General features: G+C 59.5%; 20 protein-coding genes. 13 read left to right on the top strand and 7 right to left on the bottom strand.

Features of this window, described 5'->3' with window-relative positions:
• Positions 1-250 precede the first annotated feature (250 nt).
• From EB809_RS08205 to EB809_RS08195, 3 genes are read right to left on the bottom strand one after another with little or no spacing between them, the layout of a single operon-like run.
• Complete coding sequence (locus EB809_RS08205) at positions 251-1777, bottom strand: tripartite tricarboxylate transporter permease (protein WP_123634326.1); 1527 nt, start codon at positions 1775-1777, stop codon at positions 251-253.
• The gene (locus tag EB809_RS08200; protein WP_123634325.1) at positions 1777-2223 is read right to left on the bottom strand and encodes a tripartite tricarboxylate transporter TctB family protein; all 447 of its coding nucleotides are present in this window, start codon (positions 2221-2223) and stop codon (positions 1777-1779) included. Before EB809_RS08200 ends, EB809_RS08205 begins: the two co-directional genes overlap by 1 nt.
• Positions 2220-3197 (bottom strand): Bug family tripartite tricarboxylate transporter substrate binding protein, encoded by a 978-nt coding sequence (locus EB809_RS08195; protein ID WP_123634324.1) that lies wholly within the window; start codon positions 3195-3197, stop codon positions 2220-2222. The genes EB809_RS08200 and EB809_RS08195 overlap by 4 nt, the downstream gene beginning before the upstream one ends.
• A gap of 449 nt (positions 3198-3646) precedes the next feature.
• Between EB809_RS08195 and EB809_RS08190 the strand changes: the two genes are divergently transcribed.
• Both EB809_RS08190 and EB809_RS08185 read left to right on the top strand, forming a co-directional pair.
• Positions 3647-5281: a sensor histidine kinase gene (locus tag EB809_RS08190; RefSeq protein WP_223807875.1), complete on the top strand. Its 1635-nt coding sequence runs from the start codon at positions 3647-3649 to the stop codon at positions 5279-5281.
• Positions 5278-5970 carry a response regulator gene (locus EB809_RS08185; RefSeq protein ID WP_123634323.1) on the top strand — a complete coding sequence of 231 codons (693 nt, stop codon included), beginning with the start codon at positions 5278-5280 and terminating at the stop codon, positions 5968-5970. The genes EB809_RS08190 and EB809_RS08185 overlap by 4 nt, the downstream gene beginning before the upstream one ends.
• Positions 5971-5972: 2 nt before the next feature.
• On the opposite strand, the gene EB809_RS08180 is transcribed toward EB809_RS08185, so the two are convergent.
• The gene (locus EB809_RS08180) at positions 5973-7355 is read right to left on the bottom strand and encodes an ATP-binding protein (protein ID WP_123634322.1); all 1383 of its coding nucleotides are present in this window, start codon (positions 7353-7355) and stop codon (positions 5973-5975) included.
• Complete coding sequence (locus EB809_RS08175) at positions 7339-8007, bottom strand: response regulator (protein ID WP_123634321.1); 669 nt, start codon at positions 8005-8007, stop codon at positions 7339-7341. The genes EB809_RS08180 and EB809_RS08175 overlap by 17 nt, the downstream gene beginning before the upstream one ends.
• Positions 8008-8203: 196 nt before the next feature.
• On the opposite strand from EB809_RS08175, the gene EB809_RS08170 reads away from it, so the two are divergent.
• The 4 genes from EB809_RS08170 to EB809_RS08155 are packed head-to-tail and all read left to right on the top strand — an operon-like array spanning position 8204 to position 12224.
• Entirely contained in the window at positions 8204-8761 is a 558-nt protein-coding gene (locus tag EB809_RS08170) for a plastocyanin/azurin family copper-binding protein (protein ID WP_223807874.1), read from the top strand.
• A 25-nt stretch (positions 8762-8786) separates the two neighbouring features.
• The gene (locus EB809_RS08165) at positions 8787-10682 is read left to right on the top strand and encodes a copper resistance system multicopper oxidase (RefSeq protein WP_123634320.1); all 1896 of its coding nucleotides are present in this window, start codon (positions 8787-8789) and stop codon (positions 10680-10682) included.
• Complete coding sequence (locus EB809_RS08160) at positions 10679-11404, top strand: copper resistance protein B (RefSeq protein ID WP_123634319.1); 726 nt, start codon at positions 10679-10681, stop codon at positions 11402-11404. The genes EB809_RS08165 and EB809_RS08160 overlap by 4 nt, the downstream gene beginning before the upstream one ends.
• Positions 11373-12224: a c-type cytochrome gene (locus EB809_RS08155; RefSeq protein WP_223807873.1), complete on the top strand. Its 852-nt coding sequence runs from the start codon at positions 11373-11375 to the stop codon at positions 12222-12224. The genes EB809_RS08160 and EB809_RS08155 overlap by 32 nt, the downstream gene beginning before the upstream one ends.
• A gap of 242 nt (positions 12225-12466) precedes the next feature.
• On the opposite strand, the gene EB809_RS08150 is transcribed toward EB809_RS08155, so the two are convergent.
• Positions 12467-12709 (bottom strand): hypothetical protein, encoded by a 243-nt coding sequence (locus EB809_RS08150; protein WP_123634318.1) that lies wholly within the window; start codon positions 12707-12709, stop codon positions 12467-12469.
• Positions 12710-13118: 409 nt separating this feature from the next.
• Between EB809_RS08150 and EB809_RS08145 the strand changes: the two genes are divergently transcribed.
• The 7 genes from EB809_RS08145 (at position 13119) to EB809_RS08115 (ending at position 19978) form a co-directional block, all read left to right on the top strand.
• Complete coding sequence (locus tag EB809_RS08145) at positions 13119-15431, top strand: copper-transporting P-type ATPase (RefSeq protein ID WP_223807872.1); 2313 nt, start codon at positions 13119-13121, stop codon at positions 15429-15431.
• Between the two features lie 2 nt (positions 15432-15433).
• Complete coding sequence (locus tag EB809_RS08140; protein WP_123634317.1) at positions 15434-15640, top strand: DUF2933 domain-containing protein; 207 nt, start codon at positions 15434-15436, stop codon at positions 15638-15640.
• Between the two features lie 735 nt (positions 15641-16375).
• Positions 16376-16894, top strand: a complete 519-nt coding sequence (locus EB809_RS08135) for a DUF411 domain-containing protein (protein WP_123634316.1) — start codon at positions 16376-16378, stop codon at positions 16892-16894.
• A 144-nt stretch (positions 16895-17038) separates the two neighbouring features.
• On the top strand, positions 17039-17398 hold the full coding sequence (locus tag EB809_RS08130; RefSeq protein ID WP_123634315.1) for a hypothetical protein: 360 nt from the start codon (positions 17039-17041) through the stop codon (positions 17396-17398).
• Between the two features lie 50 nt (positions 17399-17448).
• Positions 17449-18240: a thiol:disulfide interchange protein DsbG gene (dsbG, locus tag EB809_RS08125; protein ID WP_123634314.1), complete on the top strand. Its 792-nt coding sequence runs from the start codon at positions 17449-17451 to the stop codon at positions 18238-18240.
• Positions 18237-19451, top strand: coding sequence for a protein-disulfide reductase DsbD family protein (locus EB809_RS08120; RefSeq protein WP_223807871.1), 1215 nt, complete (start codon positions 18237-18239; stop codon positions 19449-19451). The genes dsbG and EB809_RS08120 overlap by 4 nt, the downstream gene beginning before the upstream one ends.
• Positions 19448-19978, top strand: coding sequence for a protein-disulfide reductase DsbD domain-containing protein (locus EB809_RS08115; protein WP_123634313.1), 531 nt, complete (start codon positions 19448-19450; stop codon positions 19976-19978). The genes EB809_RS08120 and EB809_RS08115 overlap by 4 nt, the downstream gene beginning before the upstream one ends.
• A gap of 83 nt (positions 19979-20061) precedes the next feature.
• On the opposite strand, the gene EB809_RS08110 is transcribed toward EB809_RS08115, so the two are convergent.
• Complete coding sequence (locus EB809_RS08110; RefSeq protein WP_123634312.1) at positions 20062-20313, bottom strand: YkoF family thiamine/hydroxymethylpyrimidine-binding protein; 252 nt, start codon at positions 20311-20313, stop codon at positions 20062-20064.
• Positions 20314-20322 lie beyond the last annotated feature (9 nt).

The following is a 20322-nucleotide window of genomic DNA, read 5'->3' as shown; positions in this document are numbered from 1 at the left end:
TCCCATTGCAGAGACTAGTCGTATGTATGTGATAACGACAAATAAAAGATGACGTTTGTACAAAATTTTACAGCAGGCACACAGATGTGACGTACGGAGCAGTGCCTCTGAAAACAAAGATACGAGACGTGACGATCGCTCTTTCGAAAAGGGCATGATCGGAGGGGGCAGACACAAAAAAGGGGTGTCCGACAGGCAGGACACCCCAAAGCACCGATGACAGATCATCAGTAGAGAGCACACCACAAAACTAGTCGGAGGTCGGTTCCTCCTTGATGGCCGCGCGCATGCGTTTGCGCAGCAGCGGGCCGACGATATAGGGCAGGATCAGCCCCAGGCCGGCGACGATCCACAGAGCCAGCGCCAGCGGGCTGGCCCACAGAATGCTCCAGTCACCGTCGGAGATGACCAGGGCATGGCCCAGGTTCTTCTCCATTTCCGGACCCAACAGCATGCCCAGGATGATGGGCACCATCGGGATCTCCAGCTTGCGCAGGATGTAGCCGGCCACGCCGAAGGCGATCATGAAGTAGAGGTCAAACGTGCTGTGGCTGATGGAATAGATGCCCACGAACGCCACCATGGTGACCATCGGCAGCAGGTACATCGGCGGCACCGACAGCAGCTTCACGAAGAAGCCCACCATCGGAATGTTCAGCAGCAGCAGGATCACGTTGCCGATCAACAGGGCAGCGATCACGCCCCAGACGATGTCCGCATTCTGCGTAAACATCAGCGGGCCGGGTGTCACATTCAGGGAAATCAGCATCGCCAGCAGCACGGCGGTGGTGCCGCTGCCCGGTACGCCGAGGGTCAGCATGGGCACCAGGGCACCGGAAGAGGCGCCGTTGTTGCCCGCTTCGGGGGCTGCGACGCCGCGCGGATCGCCCTCACCGAAGTGGCTTTTCTTGCCCAGGTACTGCTTCTCGAGCGTGTAGCTGATAAAGCTTCCCAACGACGCACCCGCACCCGGTAGCACACCGGCGATAAAACCCAGCACCCCGCCGCGGAACATGGTCGGAATAGCCGCGATGATCTCCTTCGGCCGCAGCATCAGTTTGCCCACTTTGATCATCTTGCGGCCTGCGCCGGCCCGCTCTTCGATGAAGAACAGCAACTCGGAGATGGCAAACAGCCCAACGATGGCGAGGATAAAATCAATGCCTTCGTACAGCTTGAGGATGCCGAAGGTGTAGCGCTGTGTTCCGGTGGCAATGTCGATGCCCACTGTGGAGATCATCAGACCGATGACGGCGGCAATGACGGTCTTCATCGGGTTCTTGCCGGTAATGCCGCCGAGGGTGGCGAAAGCCAGCATGAACAGGGCGAAGTATTCCGCCGGACCGAAGGTCAGCGCGAATTTGGCCAGGGCCGGAGCCAGCAGGATCAGGCCAATGGTGCCGATCAGGCTGCCGGCAAAGGAGGCGATCGCCGACATGGCCAGGGCTTCGGCAGCTTTGCCTTTCTGGGCCATGGGGTAGCCGTCCAGGCAGGTCATCATGGCCGGTTCGTCGCCCGGAATGTTGAGCAGGATCGACGAAATACGACCGCCGTACATGGCGCCGGCATAGACGGACGTCAGCAGGATCATCGCGGTTTCCGGCGGCAGGCCCAGGGTAAAGGCCAGCGGAATCAGAATGGCCACACCGTTAGCGGGACCGAGACCGGGCAGGGCGCCGATCAGCGTGCCAATGAACGCGCCGAAAAGCGCAAACATCAGGTTGGTCGGGGTCAGGGCGACGGCAAAGCCGTCCATCAGAAACTGAAGGGTTTCCATTATTCGAACTCCAGGAGTCCGCCCGGCAGACTCAGTTCCAACCCGTAGTTAAACAGGAAGAACACCACCACGGCGGCGATCAGTCCGATCAACAGCGACCGCACCGGTTTGGCCCCCATGCGCCAGCACAAGGCGCCGACGGCGAGCGTGGTGGAGATCACAAAGCCCAGCGGTTCGAGCAAAAAGGCGTAAACCACCAGGATGGCAATGGCCAGCAGGATTTCTGCGGCCGTGCGGCCCACCGGCCAGTGCGCATCAGGATCCGGCTTGACGATCAGGTAGACGCTGGACAATGCAAGCACGACAGACAGCAACGTGGGGAAAGTCTCCGGGCCGACGGTCTCGGCGCCGCCGAACGGCTCGGGCCACTGTTGGGCACCCCAGCCGTAGGCGACTGCCAGGACGAACAGCCCGAGACCGAGAATCCGGTCTCCGCGGGCTGTCATTTCAGCAAACCTATTTCACGAGAGAGGTCCGCGATGTCCTTCACCTGCTTGTGGACGAAGGCATCGAACTCGCCAGCCGGCGGGTGGAACGGAATCAGGCCGTTCTGCTTCATGACCTTCTTCCACTCGTCACTGTCATAGACCGTGTTGATGGCGTCGGTCCAGTAGGCCTTGGCCTCGTCGGAAGCGCCTTTCGGCATATAGAAGCCGCGCCAGTTGGGACCCACCGCGTCGATGCCCTGTTCCTTGGCGGTGGGGATGTCACCCAGATCGCCGGGCAGGCGTTCGTCTGCAAGGACGGCCAGGATGCGGATGTCGCCGGACTTCAGGAAACCGGTCGCTTCGGAGATGTCGCCGGTAAACGCATCGACCTGGCCACCGACCACCTGGGTCAGGGCTTCGCCGCCATTGTTGTACGACAGGTAGGGGATCGATGGCAGCTTGTCCGCACCGGCCGCCTTGGCGGTGATCAGGACTTTAAGATGGTCCCAGCCGCCGCGGGCGCTGCCGCCGGCAAACTTCACCGAGCGCGGGTTCTCCTTGACCGCGGCCATCAACTGCTTCAGATCCTGGTATTTGGAGTCCTTACCCACGGCAATGACCCCGTAGTCGGCACCCAGTGCGCCCACCCAGGTCACCATGTCGGCATTCATGCCGGGGAATTGCTTCTGGGCCAGACGGGTCGTGGTGGCTGTGGAAGCGGCTACCAGCAGCGTATTGTCTTCATTGCGCTTACTGATGGTGTGGGCGAAAGCGACGCCACCGCCGGCACCGGCCATGTTGGTGGTCTGGACGGTTCCGGGAACCAGGTCAAGGTCCTGGAGGACATTGCCAACGCTACGGCAGGTGAAATCCCAGCCGCCGCCCGGATCCGAGGGGGCGATACATTCAACTTTTCCGGTGGGTTCCCAGGCAAGGGCAGACAGACTGAACGTGGCCATGGCCACGAATGACAGGCATCGTTTGAATAGCATTTTGGTCACCTCTGTTTGTTTTTGTGGCCGTCCGGGAGCAGCTCCCTAAATTGCCGACTGGCAAAGATGGACGGCTCAAGGAGCCTCTGAATGATTCCTGAATCTCCCCTGCGCGCGCTATACGTTGTAGATGCAAGGCATGGCTCGCCGCCAATGGCCGTAGCCCTTGGCAAGAGCCGCAACGCGGCAGATGCAGCGTTTAGCGCGCGCCCTTGAGGGCGTTCAACGCCAGGGGTGATTCAGGGGTCGTTTAGAGGCTCCCCATAACTAGAGTAGGTAGTGACCGCAGATAGCAAAAGTTTGTGGACGTAATGCGTTTAAAATCATTAAAGGACGTTTTGTTCATAATGTTCACGGGAAAAAAACGCCCACGTGACGTAACCTGAACGGCTGGAACGCGGGAGATTCTCCTCAATACCAACGACAAGAAACCGAACACGCCGTCCGACATGCCGTTTGCCTATCGCAAGCTCAAACTCAAGACCCGGATGATCATCATCCTGGGGCTGGTCAGCGCCCTGCAGACCGGTCTGATCGGTGGTTTTGCCGGGTATTACCTGAGTGAATCCCTCTACGAACAGATCGGCCAACGGGCCCTGATGGTGGCCAAGACGGTGGCGGCCATGCCCGCCGTAATCGAGGGTGTGAAGCAGCGGGATACCGATGCGCTGATGGCCCTGAGTCAGCGGGTGGCCGACACCAACGAGGCGCTGTTTATCGTCATTGGCGACCGCCATGCGATCCGCCTGGCTCACCCGGATCCGGCCCGTATCGGCCATTCAATGGCGGACGACGACGGTGATTTGGGAACCCGCGCACTCAAGTACGGCGAAGGTTACGTCGCCAAGGCCCACGGCAGCCTGGGGCTGTCGATGCGGGGCAAGGCGCCGATCATCGATATCAGTAACGGCGAGATCATCGGTATCGTGTCCGTCGGCTATTCCCTGGATCAGGTCTTCTCCACCATCCAGCGCTATAACATGGTGCTCTATCTGGTGATGGGGCTGATGCTGCTGGGCAGTGTGCTGGCGGCCATCCTCATTGCCGGTCGCTTCAAGAAGGCCATTTTCGGTCTGGAGCCGGAGGAAATCGCGGCCTTGTTCCAGGAGCGGGACGCCACCCTGCAGTCCGTCCGTGAGGGGATTATTGCGATCAACCGTGACGGGGTGATCACCACCTTCAACCGCACCGCCATCAAGACCCTGGGGCTGGAGCCGGATACGCGCCTGGCCGGGCGACCCATCAGCGAAGTGCTGCCGGAGAACAACCTGATGTCGGTGCTGGAAACCGGCGAACCGGCCTTCGACCGGGAGGTGTGGCTGCATGGCCGGCAAATGATCGCCAACCGCCTGCCGGTCAAGCAGGGCGACACCATCATCGGCGTGGTGGCCAGTTTCCGCCTGCGGGACGAGCTGGACCAGGTAAGCCGTCAGCTGACCCGCATCCAGCAGTATGCCGATACGCTGCGCAGCCAGACCCACGAGTACTCCAACAAACTGCACACCATTGCCGGGCTGATCCAGATCGGTGCCAACGAACAGGCGCTGGCGTTGATCGGCAGCGAAGTGAGCGACCATCAGGCGCTGATCCATCTGCTGTTGGAGGCGGTGCCGGATCCGGTACTGGCCGGGTGTCTGCTGGGCAAATACAACCGGGCCCGCGAGATGGGCCTGCAACTGGTCATCGATCCGGACAGCGAGATGGCCGACCTGCCGCCGCAGTTGCCCCGGGATCAGCTGGTCAGCGTGCTGGGCAACCTGATCGACAACGCCCTGGAAGCCACGCGCCAACAGAGCGGCGAGGGCGGCGTGGTGCATCTGAGTATGACCGATCTGGGGCACGACCTGATTTTTGAGGTGGAGGATCAGGGCCCGGGCATTCCGGAAGCCGAACGCGAGCGGATCTTCGAGCGGGGCGTCAGCAGCAAGGCCGAGGGCGATCACGGTATCGGCCTGTATCTGGTCAAGCAGTTCGTGGATCGTTGGGGAGGCTCGGTGACGGTGGAGCCCCTGCAGCCGAACGGCAGCCGGTTTACACTGTATCTGTCGAAAACGCCGGTTCAGACCGAAGGGGTCACGCAGTGAGAACCATTCGATTGATGATCGTGGAAGACGATCGCCAGATCGCCGAAATCCAGCGCCGCTTCATAGAGCGCATCGACTTTGTCGAACTGACGGGCATCGCCCACACACTGGCCGATGCACGGGACCAGATCGACGTGCTGCAACCGGATCTGGTGTTGCTGGACGTCTACTTCCCGGATGGTACGGGCCTGGAGCTTCTACGGGAATTGCGGGCTGGCGACAGCCCCTCCGACGTCATCCTGATCACCGCCGCGCGGGAAGTGGATACCCTGCGCAGCGCCCTGCGCGGTGGCGTCTTCGACTACATTCTCAAACCGCTGGTGTTCGAGCGCCTGCAGGCGGCCCTGCAGCGTTACCAGCAACACCTGAGCACGCTCGACAGCCTGGGTGACGTCGCCCAGAAAGAGGTGGACGCGCTCCTGCCACGTCATCCCGCCGAGCCGGAACCGGCCAACCCCTCCCGACTGCCCAAGGGCATCGATCCACTCACCCTCGACAAGATCCGCGACGTGGTGCGCGCACCCGGTGACTGGAGCGCCGAAGCGGTGGGCCAGGAGATTGGCGCGTCCCGCACCACCGCCCGTCGTTACCTGGAGTACCTGGTCAGTGCGGACGAACTCACCGCCGAGGTGAATTACGGCACGGTGGGGCGGCCCGAGCGGCGCTACCGGGCGGTCTCGCCCCCCTGAATTCAGGCCGCCGGCTTTGTCGTCCCCGCTGTTTCGTAACCCGTCCCTGGCGCCCGCAGCACGATGGTCACCGTCAGTCCACCGCGGCGACCGTTTTCGAAGGTGATATCGCCACTGTAGCGCGTGATCAGATCCCGCACGATGGCCAGCCCAAGGCCATGTCCCGGCTTTTGCTCGTCGAGCCTCAGGCCGCGCGTCCCCAGAGTTTCCAGCTCGTTGTCCGGCACACCGTGGCCATCGTCCCGAACAGTGATCTGGAGGGATTCACTGGAGCGAATAATGGATAGATCCACGCACGATTTGGCCCATTTTCCAGCATTATCCACCAGGTTACCCATGATTTCGTTGAGGTCGTTTTCCTCGACGGGCCAGGTAAAGTCCTCATTCAGTTCCGTACGTAGTTCAAAGCTCAGATGCGGGTACAAGCGACCAATCATCCACAGTAGATCGCGGGCTTGCTGAACCGGCAGGGCGAACTGGCCAACCTGAGGTCCTGCAAACTGACTTCGCCGCATTTCGGATTCGAGCTGGTGGTCAATGTCCAGGAGTCGTGTGGCCAGGCGGTGCCGGTAATTCGCATCCAGATTGGTGCTGGTGTCTTCAAGGGCCTGCTGGATCGCCGCCAGTGGCGTCTTGATGCTGTGGGACAGGTTGGCCAGTGACTGGCGGGACCGTTTCAGTCGCCGGTCCGATTGATCCAGCAATGTATTCAGTTGGGATGTCAGCGGTATGAATTCCCGGGGCGCGTTCAGGTCCAGTCGTGACCGTTTCCCCGTCTGCAGCTCTTCCAGGGAGTGCTGCAGATGCCGGACCGGACGCAGGGCCAGATTGACCGCGAGCCAGACCATGGCGATCAGGAGCCCTAGCAGACCCAGCGCCACGAACGCGGTCCACAGATGCAGCTCAAACTGGCTGCGCGCCAGTGCGCCCAGATCTTCGGCTACGGCCAGCACGACGGGCTGCCCGTCAATGGAAAATGCTTTCCGGTAAATGACATGTTCGCCGGGGCCCTTCGCGCCGCTCGCGTCGTAGCGGAGATTGAAAAAGCCGGTTCTGGGTTCCTCCAGCGTCGCGCGCAGGGGGCTGGTCAGACTGGCTGGCGAGGCGGAGACCTGATCCCCCATCTTCACCGCGAAGGCGTGATGGAACACCTCCTTGAAGTAGGGGCTGGCGGCCAGGGCGGGGTCGAGATCGGGGTAGGCTTCGCGAATCTGCTTTTCCAGGAACAACGCCTCCTGCTGCAGGCGTTCATGAACGAAGCGCTGGGTCATGCGGTCGAGCAGGCTGCCGTGAATGAGCCAGGCGATGAGCATGAACACCGCCATCAGGGGCAGCAGCCAGATCAGCAGCGTCGCCTTGATGGAGATGTTAGTGCGAGTGCGCATCAAACGTGTACCCCTGGCCGCGTTGCGTGTTGATAGCTTCTTTGCCCACGATCTTCCGCAAACGCCGAATATAGGCTTCGATGGTGTTGTGGGCGGGCTCGTCGTCGAGGCTGTATAACTGCTCGACCAGTTCGTCCTTGGACAGCACACGCCCCGGACGACTCATCAGACAGCGCAGCATGCGGTACTCGGTCCCGGTGAGTGCGTGCCACTGCTGGTCCGGAGTCTGTACCTGCTTGCGCTCTTCGTCGAGCGCGTAGGCGCCCACCCGGATATGGGCCTCGCTGCGTCCTTCCGAACGCCTTACCAGCGCCTGAATGCGCGCGATCAGCTCTTCAACATGAAAAGGCTTGGCGAGGTAGTCATCGGCGCCTGCCTTGAGGCCGTTGACCTTGTCCTGCCAGGCGCTCCGGGCTGTCAGGATGAGCACCGGCATGTCGCGTTGATGCTCCCGCCAGTAACGCAGGGCCTGAAGCCCGTCGCCGTCCGGCAGCCCCATATCCAGAATCGCCACGCGATAGTCTTCCTGAATGCCGAGGGTTCGGGCCCGGGCAATCGAATTGACCCGATCAACCACAAAGCCGGCGTTGACCAGCCATTTCATCAGGCTTTCCACCAGCATGTCGTCGTCTTCTACCAGCAATAAACGCATTGGCTTTACCTGCTCTTTCGGCTTCCGATTGTGACGCACAAAGGTCGGGGACGTTACCGGTTAGAGCTGAATTCTGGCTGAAAATGTTCTTTTCGGAAAATTCAGCATGGATTCAGTTTGGCGCGGCAGAGTATTCCCACCTCAGGGAGCCCATTCGGCCCCCTCCGCTTAACGGCAAGTTCTTTGGAGTTTCCAGATGAAAAGCAAACAACGGGTTAGGGCCCTGACGTTGGTCATGGCGGTGGGTTTCTATGGTGCCGCGTCGGCGGCCTCTGCGGCTGGCAACGAGCATGGCGGACATCATAATGCCGGTGCTGGCGGAGTCGGTCATGAAGGTATGGCAGATAATCTCTCGCGAACCGTCGACATCGTGCTTCACGACAACTACTTCGAACCCGAGCAGATCACCGTCGAGCCGGGCGAAACCCTTCGTTTCAGGCTCAGGAATGACGGAGCACTGGTACACCAGTTCAGTCTGGGCACTCCCGATATGCACGATGCCCAACAGGACCGGATGCAGATGATGGTTGAGCACGGGATCATTGCTGGTGGCGTGCTGAATCGTGAGCAGGCTTCCATGGATATGGGCAACGGTCACACGATGAAGACCCGTACGTCAGGAAGCCTGCTGCTGGCCCCGGGAGAAACCAGTGAAATGGTCTGGCAGTTCGCCGATCAGGCCATGATCGAGTTCGCCTGCAACGTGCCGGGTCACTATCAGGCCGGCATGGTCGGCGAGATCGACTTCCAGTAAGCATTGAAGGTTCGGAGACTGAAGTATGACGTCAATACGACGTGCTTTTTGTGCATTGATTGTGGCACTTTTCCCGCTCGTTGCAACGGCGGGCGAGTACAGCCTAACCGTCGACCGGGTGACCATTGATACCGGCGATTTCGTCAAACAGGGGATCGGCTACAACGGTCGCTCCCCCGGCCCCGTTCTCCGCTTCAAAGAAGGCGAGGACGTCACGATCCAGGTGACCAATAACCTGGATGTGAGCACTTCCATCCACTGGCACGGCCTGATTCTGCCTTTTGAGCAGGATGGTGTTCCGGGGATCAGCTATGCCGGGATTCAGCCAGGCGAAACCTTCACCTACCGGTTCCCGATCGTTCAGAGCGGGACATACTGGTTCCACAGCCATTCCGGTTTCCAGGAGCCCAACGGTGCCTATGGGGCGATTGCGATCGAGCCCGAGGGCCGCGAGCCGTTCCGCTACGACCGCGATTACGTGGTGCAGCTGACGGACAAGCACCCGCACAGTGCCGAGCGCATCATGCGCAACCTGAAAATGATGCCGGATTACTACAACCGTCAGCAGCTGACCGTGGGCGATTTCTTCGAGGATATCGGCCGCAACGGCCTCCGGAACACGATGAAGGACCGACTCATGTGGGGCGATATGCGCATGATGAAGGCCGACATCGAGGACGTTCAGGGCTTTACCGGGCTGATGAATGGTAAGGGCCCCAGCCAGAACTGGACCGGGCTGTTCCAGCCGGGTGAGCGTATCCGTCTGCGGTTTATCAACTCGTCCGCCATGACCTACTTCGATATCCGGATTCCCGGGCTGGAAATGACGGTTGTGCAGGCCGATGGGAACAACGTACAGCCGGTGACTGTGGACGAATTTCGAATCGGCGTGGCCGAAACCTACGATGTCATCGTCCGGCCAAGAGAAGACCGGGCTTACACGATATTCGCCGAGTCGATGGGCCGCACCGGATATGCGCGCGGCACTTTAGCCACGCGAGAGGGCATGCAGGCCGATGTGCCTGGCTTACGCGAGACCCCGTGGCTGACCATGAGCGACATGGCCGGCATGGGTGGGATGAATCACGGTGACATGGACCACGCCGGGATGGGGCATGACATGAACCCGGGCGAGATGGATCACAGCACTATGTCGGGTATGGACCATGGGGGAGTCATGACTGACGGGCCTGCTGACGCTGAGATGTCGCATGGTGTGGCCCACACTGAGCCGATGCCGGGAATGGACCACAGCAGCGCCATGGCTGACACGTCGGCCACCAGCGAACCGTCACAGGGCGAGTCGAACACTCAGGCGATGGCCGGGATGGATCACAGTAGCATGCTCGGAATGACGCACGTCGCGCCCGAGCAGAGTGCTCCAGCCAAGTCGGCGAAACCGCAAGATCCCTTCTACGCACCGGGCAGCGGTCTGGCACCGGAAGCCGCCAACGGCGGCAAATTCCTGTCTTACGCCGACCTTCGTGCCCAGAGTCCGCTCTACAAGGATCGCGAGCCGACACGGGAGATTGAGCTGCGCCTGACCGGCAACATGGAACGCTACTCCTGGAGCATCAATGGTGTGAAGTACGAAGACGCCGATCCTATCAGACTCCAGTACGGCGAACGGGTCCGGTTCAAATTCGTCAACGAGACGATGATGACCCACCCTATGCATCTCCACGGCATGTGGTCCATCCTCGATGTCGATGCAGGACAATGGAATCCGATAAAACACGTGGTCAGCGTACAACCGGGTACGACGCTCTACACCGAGACGGAAGTCGACGCTGCCGGACAGTGGGCTTTTCACTGCCACCTTTCGTTTCACGCTGCCTCGGGAATGTTCCGGAAAGTCATTGTTGAAGGCGCGCCCGATCAGCAGGCTGTATACACGGATGCAACCGGAGGTGATGCATGACTCTGCGAGTGTTGCCGTATCTTATAGCCGCGACGTGTGGGGTTGCCAGCGGCCTGGTCTCGGCGGAGGAGCGCGACTTCCAAACCGCAAAGTATTTCTGGGGAGTGCAATTCGAAGAGCTTGAGTATCGGTACAGCAATGATGATGAAGAGCTGGGAGCCTGGGATGGCAGCGCCTACTACGGTTCTGACGAACTGAAATTCCGCTGGCGAACGAAAGGGGAATACCTAGCTGACGACAATACGCTGGAATCGCTGGAAAACCACTTTCTTTTGCAGACACCGGTGTCCGACTTTTTTGATCTGAAAGCGGGTGTTCGTGCCGACACTCCAGAAGACGAGAACAGAACCTATGGTGTGCTAGGTATTGCGGGGCTGGCGCCGTACTGGTTTGAAATTGATGCCGATCTGTACATCAGCAATAAAGGCAAGGCATCGACGGAACTCGATCTGGAGTATGAATTGCTGTTCACCAATCGGCTGTCTTTGTCTTTGGGTCTCGATGCGACTGTGGCCTTCAGTGAGGATCGCGATATTGGAGTAGGCAAGGGACTGAGCAGTACCGAATTGGGAGCCCGTTTGCGCTACGACCTGGTTGATCGGCTGTTTTCTCCTTATATCGGCATTGTTAACGAGCGTGTCTACGGCGATACACGCAAGCTGGCCGGAGAAGACAGCGGAGAGGACTGGTTTGCCGTTGTGGGTGCTCAAATCGTTTTTTGAATGCGCTGTGTTCGACAAACGTGTCTGTTTAAACGCTTTTTATTTGCACAATATTTCTATGCAGAGGGGAGGATATATGCGCATTTTGTTTGGCTGTCTTGCTGTGGTGGTAGCGTTTGCTTTGAGTGGGGTTGCTTTCATACACAGTGGCATCTATGACGTGACGGCGGCTGAGGAGCATAGCGATCTCGGCAAGTGGGCGCTGCATACGACAATGAAAAAATCGGTGCAAGCCCGGGCGGATGAGATCGACGTTCCTCAGGATCTCTCCAGCGAAGACATGATTCGCCAAGGGGCCCGAGCCTACGACCAGCTTTGTGCGGCCTGCCACTTAAAGCCTGGGCAGGAGAATACGCTTCTTCGGCAGGGGCTGAATCCCATGCCACCATCGCTTGTAGAAGGTGGGCACTTTGGCCCGGCAGAACAGTTCTGGGTCATCAAAAATGGGATAAAAATGACCGGTATGCCTGCTTGGGGCAACACCCATGCCGATGAAGACCTGTGGGAGCTGACGGCGTTTGTTCAAAAACTGCCTGAGCTGTCTGAAGCGGAATATAAGGAAATGGTTCAATTGGCTATGGCCGGTGCCGACGATGGCCATGACCACGACCATGGCAATATGAGAAGCATGATGGAACAGAAGGCGCCGCACGGCGAGCCAGGCCACCACGCCGAGCAGCCAACTGTCGACACGTCGGCTGACGGACCTGCGGGGCATCACGGACAGGATGAGCCCTCCGGACACCATGCCCACATGGAGACTCCGGGAGAGAAAAGCACAAATGAAAGTGATCATTTCTCGGATGGCCATACCCATTGAGTAGCACGAAAGATGCTCGAGCACCGGACGTCATTAAGACGTCCGGTTTTTTTTATTCAAAACTCTGAATTCAACGCCCGGGTTTGGTTAGTTAACGGGCCAACGCCCTGTGTCGTCGGCGATGGAACTGGAGCTGTGGCAGGGCAGCTAGAGATATGAAAAAGGGCCGCAACGGGAACCCCCCGGCGGCCATCAGTGCAAGAAGACGTCGTTTATCTTGCGGCGCAACCTGAGCGCGTAATTTAGCCTTTTCCACCTTTCATCTGACGCATGTGCTGATCGAGTTGTTCGGGATCGGCTTTCGACATCTGTTCATGAAGGCGTCGGTGTTGTTGGCACAGGGTCTTAGCGGAGTCTGACTTGATGTCTGCCGAGGGGTAGCTGCGTGCCTCGTTGTATCGGTCTGCGACACCGGACTTTGCAGATGCGAAACCGGAGTTGCCGGCTACAAGAATAAAGAACAAGGTTATTGTCAGTCGTTTCATCGCTGTGCTCCTTTCTGTTGGCGTTTAACGACAGCCCCAATAGACCATTCAAATCTGAATCCGAACTGAAATATTTAATTAAACGAGGAAAATAGAGACTGAGAATTCAGTTTCGGTTCAGACTTTCCTGGGGCATTGGTGATGGGAGCGGGCGATCTCTGGGAATCTATGGCACTCGGAGGCTGAGTCGGAGTAGTAGGCATTAAGATCGGCGCCGATACCATTCTCTGAAGATGATAAAGATCAAAACGAGCGACTCTATTCAGCTTGAATTCAGATAACCCTGTTTTGATCGTCAGTGAGTCAGGAAAAGTCAGATTACATACCAGTAGCGCGTGTTTTACGCGATTTGGTCGCCGAGAGTGATGGCCAGCATTGATCGGTGTCCGACATTATAAAGGAGTATGGCATGCATTCGTCTCATCATGGAACTGGATACGGTGATGGTGGCAAGAGAGTGGATTGCACGCCATCGTCCAATCAGAATCGTAACGAGGCCGCGTACACCTGCCCGATGCACCCTGAGGTCGTGTCCGACGAGCCGGGCGAGTGCCCGAAGTGCGGAATGGCCCTGGAGCCCACGGCACCCGCAGCGCCACAGACCCGCACCGAGTGGACGTGTCCCATGCATCCGGAGATCGTTCGCAACGAGCCGGGTGAATGTCCGATTTGCGGCATGGCCCTGGAACCGAAGCAGGTGTCCGCCGAAGACGAGGAAAACCCGGAACTCAAGGACATGACCCGGCGCTTCAAGGTGGCCGTCGTCCTGGCGCCGATTGTCTTGCTGTTGGCCATGGGGCAGATGATTCCCGGTTTCGACATGAATGCGCTGATTCCCCACGGGGTCCGGATCTGGCTGGAGATGGCGCTGTCCTCGCCGGTTGTATTGTGGTGCGGCTGGCCGTTTTTCGTGCGGGCCTGGCGCTCCCTGAAGGGCTGGAACCCGAACATGTTCACGCTGATCGGGTTGGGTGTTGGCGTCGCGTACGTCTACAGCCTGGTCGCCACGCTGCTGCCGGGCGTTTTTCCGCCTTCGTTCCGCGACGCCAACGGCCAGGTCGCCGTCTACTACGAAGCCGCGGCGGTGATCGTCGCGCTGGTGCTGCTGGGGCAGGTCATGGAGTTGCGGGCGCGCAGTTCCACCAACGCGGCGATCAAGGCCCTGCTGGGACTGGCGCCCAAGACCGCCCGGCGTATTGACGCCAACGGCGATGAGGCCGACGTGCCCCTGGACCAGGTGCAGGCCGGCGACCATCTCAGGGTCCGGCCGGGTGAGAAAGTGCCGGTGGACGGCACGGTGCTGGAAGGCAGCTCTTCGGTGGACGAATCCATGATCTCGGGCGAGCCGGTTCCGGTGGAGAAATCCGCCGGCAGTGATGTGATCGGGGCGACCATCAACGGGACCGGTTCCCTGGTGATCGAGGCCAAACGCGTGGGGCAGGAGACGCTGCTGTCGCAGATCGTGCAGATGGTGGCGGAAGCCAGCCGCAGTCGTGCGCCGATCCAGAACCTCGTCGATGTGGTGGCGGCCTATTTCGTGCCGTCCGTCGTCCTGGCCGCCGTGGTGACGTTCATCGTCTGGGGTGTCTGGGGGCCGGAGCCCGCCATGGCCTACGCGCTGATCAATGCGGTGGCGGTTTTAATCATTGCTTGCCCCTGTGCCCTGGGTCTGGCGACGCCGATGTCGATCATGGTCGCCAGCGGCAAGGGCGCGTCGGTCGGCGTGCTGTTCAAGAACGCCGAGTCGATCCAGACCCTGCGTGATGTGGACACCCTGATTGTCGACAAGACCGGTACCCTGACCGAAGGTCGCCCGCGGCTGCAGGACGTGGTGGCGCTGGAGGGCTTCGACGAGAACGACATCCTGCGGGCGGCGGCAACGCTCGAACGGGGCAGCGAACATCCCCTGGCCGAAGCCATCGTGGATGGGGCCGAGTCGCGGAACGTCACGCTGTCAAGCTACAGCGGTTTCGAGTCCATCACCGGCAAAGGGGTGACCGGGCAGGTCAACGGGCAGGCTGTGGCGCTGGGCAATCAGGCTCTGATGACTCAATTGGGCATCGAGAGTGACGACCTGGCGGAGCGCGCGGAATCCCTGCGTGCGGAGGGCAAAACCGCCATGTTCGTGGCCATCGACGGGCGACCGGCCGGCCTTGTGGCCGTGGCGGATCCCATCAAGGAAACGACCGCGGAGGCCATCAAAAGCCTGCACAAGGAAGGGATTCGCATCGTCATGCTGACCGGGGACAGCGCTACGACCGCGAAGGCCGTTGCGGGCAAACTCGGGATTGACGACGTCATGGCGGAGGTCCTGCCGGAGCAGAAGGCGGAGAAGGTCAAATCGCTGCAGGCGGAAGGGCGCTTTGTAGCCATGGCGGGTGACGGCATCAACGATGCCCCCGCGCTGGCCCAGGCCCAGGTGGGGATTGCCATGGGGACCGGCGCCGACGTGGCCATGGAAAGCGCCGGTGTCACCTTGGTGAAAGGCGACCTCCTCGGGATTGTCCGCGCACGGCACCTGAGCCGGATGACCATGAACAACATCAAGCAGAACCTGTTCTTCGCGTTTGTCTACAACGGCATTGGCGTGCCGGTTGCGGCGGGCATTCTCTATCCGGCCTTTGGGGTGCTCCTGTCGCCCATGATCGCGGCGGCCGCCATGTCATTCAGTTCGGTGTCGGTGGTCGGTAATGCGCTGCGCTTGAGACGAGCGAGGATATAGCCATGAATACGCACAGACTGGGGCTGTTCCGTTTCTGGATTCCGCTGCTGTTGATGCTGGCGGTGGCCGTGTTTCTCCTGTGGGATGAGCATAAAACCCAGATTATCGGGGCGCTGCCCTGGCTGGTGATTGCCGCCTGTCCGTTGATGCACGTCTTCATGCATCGGGGGCACCGTCATCACAATGATAAAGATGATCGCGGTGATTGACGGCTGGACCGGCAATGATAGTCTGTGATCGTCGCATCGATGGGGTTCAGGAACTCGCAGACAGCCATGCGGTCTGAAACATCGATGTTTACAACCATGTCCGGTGAACGATGCCAGTGACTTTACGTGCCCACATCGCTGCTTTGCTGTCTCTGCTGCTTCTGCTCAGCGGGCCGGCGTCTGCTGCCTCTCTGATGACAGGGTTGCCGACGGGCGCGAGTCAGACGGATTGCGGCGCGGCGTCCATGGCAACGAGCCAGTCCGTGGTTCATCAGCACGCTGCATCGGGCACTGCGAACCAGGGCGTCGCCTGCGCCAAGGTGGCCGGGAAGGTGTGCCCCAATCCGGCCAGCATGGGGCAGTGCGTTGTCCTGTTCATGCTGGGACCTTCACATAAGCTGCCGACGCCCGAGCTCGCGGTTCGATCGGTTTTCCCCCAACCCGGTTCCGATTACCAGAATCCGGACTTGACGATCACGACACCCCCTCCCCAAACACTCGTCTGAATTTTTGCCCCGCGTTGATGCGTTGCAACGGTTCGCCGTCGCGATGAAACGGATGGGCCCGACCTGAGCGGGCCTCTGAGGCTGGATTCGACAGACGTCTCTCTCCGTCACCATGCGATCTCCGGCGCCCCAAGAGGCGTCTGGTTTGAACCCATGAGGCATCGCGCAACGCAAACGGTTGATACACGGTTTTTCATCACTTTTTGTTTTCTGTTAGTCGAGGTGTTTCATGATCAATAAAAAACTGGGTCTGGCTGGCGTCGCCGCTGGTGTCGCGGCCGTCGCGCTGTGGGCCACCGCCTATTCCTCCAATCGGCCGGAAGCCACCTCCGAGTCGGTCCCGGCGGTGTCATCCGCGGCCGCTGACGGACCCGCCATCACGGTATACCGCTCGGCCAGTTGTGGGTGTTGCAAGGGCTGGGTGGCCCATCTCGAGGAGAGCGGGTTCCGGGTGGAGGACAACGTCACCGAGGACATCATGGACGTGAAGCGCGAGTACGGCGTACCGCAAACCATGCAATCCTGCCACACGGCCGTGATGGGTGACCGGGTCATCGAAGGGCACGTCCCGGCCGAGGACATTCTGGCTTACCGGGACAAGTCCGTCTTCAACACCGTGGGCCTGGCCGTTCCCGGGATGGTGGCCGGCTCGCCGGGCATGGAGACGGGAACCAAGCAGGACTACGCCGTCGTAGCGTTCAGCGCCAACGGCCAATCCTCGGTTTACCGGGAGTATACGGATTACTGAGGCCGCGGCTCAGGCGATCTGGCCGGCTGACGTCCGGCCTCGCCGCCTAGAGTCCGCCGCTATGTTCAAGGGGAGCCTGCGGCGCTCCCCAGATAATTGCGAGGTTTGTCGCGCAGGACAAACCGGCACAAGGGAGGTTTCACAATGCCCAAACCCCATAAAGCCATCAGTCAGCAGGGTTTTCTGGTTCGGCGCCAGCTTCGAGTCAGGGGGCTGGATAAAGACAGGCTGTCCGGTCTTGCCAACGAGCTGATCGAAAACCCGAACATTGATTACATCCAGTTCGACGTCCGAAAGGGCCGCGTTGAAATCACGTATGACGCATCCCGCTGGTGCCTGGACGACGTCATCGCCGTCCTCCGTAACAACGGCGGCGACGTTATACGCAGCGGTTGGCAGCGTGTGAAACTCGGCTGGTACCGCTCCACCGACGATAACGTTAGGGCCAATGCCGAGATCGAGCCGTTCTGCTGCTCCAAGATGCCACCGATGAAAAAGAAATAGTGCCGTTTTCGATGCACGGGCAAGACTTCTTAACGACGAGAACTGTGTCTATGTTTAAAACTGTCTCACACATCATCGTAATGGCTCTCATTGCCGTCTTTTCGGCAGGCCTGTCAGCCGAAGAGGCCGACATTAAAGATCCCGCCGTAGCCAAGCTTGTTAAATCGATGGATTTGGACGTGCTGACCTCCTTCTCGACGCCAGCGCCGGGGGTGACCGGCTATGTTGTCAAACGCGATTCAGCAAAGCCAGTGATCATCTACGGTCTGGGAGATTTTGTTCTTTCGGGATCACTGATCGATGGGGATGGCAATGATCTGACCCGCCAGTACGCCCAAACCCAGCTTCCCGGGCCTGACTACAAGGGCGTTGCCGGGAAGCTGGAAGACGATCCGCACCTGGTGACGGAGGGAGCGTCCTGGCAACCCGAAATCTATGTGTTTGCCGATCCGAATTGCGTCTTTTGCCACCGTTTCTGGAAACAGACACGGGCTTGGGTCGAAAACGGCAAGGTGCAAATGCATTGGGTCATGGTTGGATTTCTGAAACCCTCGAGCACCGGGTATGCGGCGGCGATTATCAATGCGGATAAACCGGCGCAGGCTCTGGAGGCGTTCGAAAGTCATTTTGGCGATCCAAACGGCCCCGTCCAACCACAGGACAGTATCTCGGCGACGCTTCAGGCCGCCCTCGACCAGCATGGGCAGTGGATGTCGGCGCTTGGTTTCAGTGGCACGCCGGGACTTCTGTTCAAGGACAGGAATGGGCAATGGCAGGGGATAACCGGGGTGCCGGACCAGAATCAGCTCGGCGAGGCTTTGGGTATTGAGGAAGCTGAGTGAGTGTGGATGCGGATTTGATTTTGGTCGGGCAATTGGCCATGGCCGTCGTCGCAGGGTTGCTGCTCAACCTGACGCCCTGCGTGCTGCCGGCGATTCCGATCAAAGTGCGCACCATCCTGGCGGAATCGGGCACCCACCAATGGCAGCGGATGCTTGCCGGTTTGGCTTTTCTGGGCGGTGCGTTGGCGCTCTTCCTGACGGTAGGGGCATTGACGGCGTATCTCCAATGGAGCTGGGGCGTCCTCTTCCAATCCACAGGTTTCCTGATCGCGCTGGTTGTGGTGCTTTTGGTTTTTGCCGCCATTACCTGGCTCGATGTGCCACTCCCGGTGCCGCAGTTTGCTGCCAGGATCCAGGGACACCGGCACCTGGAGGCCTTTTTGTCGGGCCTGCTCAGCGCCGTACTGGCCACACCCTGTGCGGGGCCTTTCCTGGGCGGTGTTCTGGCCTTCGCTGTGACGCAGCCGCCCCACGTTATTATGTGGTTATTTTCGGGGATGGCTGTCGGACTGGCGTTGCCTTACGTCGTGTTGATGCTCAACCCCACGTTGCTGAAAAAATTGCCACGAGCCGGGGACTGGTCCCGGACAGTGCGTGAGTTTCTCGCGTTCGTTTTACTGGGAGCCGCCGTGTTTTTCAGCGCCAGTCTGGTGCCGGAGGCGGTATCCGAAGGGTTGTGGTGGTTTTGGCTGGCGTTGTTGATGCTATGGACAGGCATACGCTTTCTCAGGGGCAGTCGGGCAAGCCGTTATGTGGTGATGACCCTGACGGGTGTTTCCCTGGTGGTGATGGCGGTCTATGCCGCACCACGAGACCCTTCGACAAAAGGGGACGGAATTGGCTGGCAGCCATACTCTGAAAAACGGCTTGCCAAAGTGCAGCAGCATCAGCCCCATTTGATTGAGTTTACGGCGGACTGGTGCATCAACTGTAAAGTCCTTGAGCATTCGGTGTATGCCTCATCGACGGTGGCTGCGGTGGTGAAGAAAAATGGCGTAGTACCCATACAGGTCGATCTCACATCCAGCAATCCCGGAGGTGAACAGCTCCTTGGGGACATGGGGGGGCAGGCCTTGCCGTTCGCGGCAGTGGTTGATCGAGATGGCGAGGTGACGGCGCGCTTCACCGGACTCTTTTCCGAAAGCAGTCTTATCCGAGCATTGCAGGAAGCGGCCGGGCGCGGACCAAATAACCAGGGGAGAACCGAATGAAATATCTTTTGGGCAGTTCAGTCCTGATGCTGATTCTGGGCGGGGCTCTCGTGTTTTTTGTCTTTCAGAGCACGCCGCCGACGGACGCAAAACCTAAAGTCACGCAACCATCCGGCATGATGCAGTCCAGCGACAAAGTCAGTGTCGATGCAACTTTGGATTCCTCTGGCAAACGTATCGTCCTGACGCTGCAAATCGAGGATGGGTGGCACGTTAACGCGACGCCCGCCTCGCTGGATTTTCTGATACCCACGACAGTGCAGGTGCGCCAAGACGGAAAACCTGCCGAAATGTCCATCCATTACCCGCCTGGACGGGCAACGGATATCGTCCTGGCCGGCAAGGCCATCGAGGTGTATGACGATGGGACCCAGATTACGGTACTCCCGGATCCATCCAATGCTCAGGATGTCTCGGTCGGTCAACTCGATCTGGTTGTGACGGTGCAGTCGTGCAGCGATGCCGGTGTATGCCTCGCGCCGTCCATCATCGAAACAAAACCAGACACTTTGGACTCAAGTCTCTAGATAAAGGACGGTACCCGTTGGGCAGCGACGCCGGGTTGGAAGCGATGACGTGGCGGTTTTCTGCTTCAGGGCCGAGACTAATGTCAGTCCTTCGGTCGCCGGTCTCCCTCCAGGAAGTTGGCGGTAAACACGGCCTTGCCGTGAGTCTCGAAGGACCACTTCATGGTCTCGGACAGCACCTTCATCACCTCATCGAACTCGCCGAACACCTGAGTGCTCATGCGGTTGGGATGTACTTCAAGGCCGCTGTTTCGGAGGTGTTCGATGACCTGCTTGATGCTGGCTTTGTACTCGTCCTGGAGTGGGTAATGACTGATCTGGACGGAAAGATACATAGCACTCTC

The organism is Marinobacter sp. R17, assembly GCF_003789045.1.
GTDB lineage: Bacteria > Pseudomonadota > Gammaproteobacteria > Pseudomonadales > Oleiphilaceae > Marinobacter_A > Marinobacter_A mangrovi.
Note: the sequence above shows the minus strand (reverse complement) of the source record. Positions and strands in the feature narration are given on the sequence as shown.

What these genes read in the sequence shown, in the direction of transcription:
- EB809_RS08205 (WP_123634326.1), bottom strand. Translation starts at nt 1,777, where the DNA reads ATGGAAACCCTTCAGTTTCTGATGGACGGCTTTGCCGTCGCCCTGACC.
- EB809_RS08200 (WP_123634325.1), bottom strand. Translation starts at nt 2,223, where the DNA reads ATGACAGCCCGCGGAGACCGGATTCTCGGTCTCGGGCTGTTCGTCCTG.
- EB809_RS08195 (WP_123634324.1), bottom strand. Translation starts at nt 3,197, where the DNA reads ATGCTATTCAAACGATGCCTGTCATTCGTGGCCATGGCCACGTTCAGT.
- EB809_RS08190 (WP_223807875.1), top strand. Translation starts at nt 3,647, where the DNA reads ATGCCGTTTGCCTATCGCAAGCTCAAACTCAAGACCCGGATGATCATC.
- EB809_RS08180 (WP_123634322.1), bottom strand. Translation starts at nt 7,355, where the DNA reads ATGCGCACTCGCACTAACATCTCCATCAAGGCGACGCTGCTGATCTGG.
- EB809_RS08175 (WP_123634321.1), bottom strand. Translation starts at nt 8,007, where the DNA reads ATGCGTTTATTGCTGGTAGAAGACGACGACATGCTGGTGGAAAGCCTG.
- EB809_RS08170 (WP_223807874.1), top strand. Translation starts at nt 8,204, where the DNA reads ATGAAAAGCAAACAACGGGTTAGGGCCCTGACGTTGGTCATGGCGGTG.
- EB809_RS08165 (WP_123634320.1), top strand. Translation starts at nt 8,787, where the DNA reads ATGACGTCAATACGACGTGCTTTTTGTGCATTGATTGTGGCACTTTTC.
- EB809_RS08160 (WP_123634319.1), top strand. Translation starts at nt 10,679, where the DNA reads ATGACTCTGCGAGTGTTGCCGTATCTTATAGCCGCGACGTGTGGGGTT.
- EB809_RS08150 (WP_123634318.1), bottom strand. Translation starts at nt 12,709, where the DNA reads ATGAAACGACTGACAATAACCTTGTTCTTTATTCTTGTAGCCGGCAAC.
- EB809_RS08145 (WP_223807872.1), top strand. Translation starts at nt 13,119, where the DNA reads ATGCATTCGTCTCATCATGGAACTGGATACGGTGATGGTGGCAAGAGA.
- EB809_RS08140 (WP_123634317.1), top strand. Translation starts at nt 15,434, where the DNA reads ATGAATACGCACAGACTGGGGCTGTTCCGTTTCTGGATTCCGCTGCTG.
- EB809_RS08135 (WP_123634316.1), top strand. Translation starts at nt 16,376, where the DNA reads ATGATCAATAAAAAACTGGGTCTGGCTGGCGTCGCCGCTGGTGTCGCG.
- EB809_RS08130 (WP_123634315.1), top strand. Translation starts at nt 17,039, where the DNA reads ATGCCCAAACCCCATAAAGCCATCAGTCAGCAGGGTTTTCTGGTTCGG.
- dsbG (WP_123634314.1), top strand. Translation starts at nt 17,449, where the DNA reads ATGTTTAAAACTGTCTCACACATCATCGTAATGGCTCTCATTGCCGTC.
- EB809_RS08115 (WP_123634313.1), top strand. Translation starts at nt 19,448, where the DNA reads ATGAAATATCTTTTGGGCAGTTCAGTCCTGATGCTGATTCTGGGCGGG.
- EB809_RS08110 (WP_123634312.1), bottom strand. Translation starts at nt 20,313, where the DNA reads ATGTATCTTTCCGTCCAGATCAGTCATTACCCACTCCAGGACGAGTAC.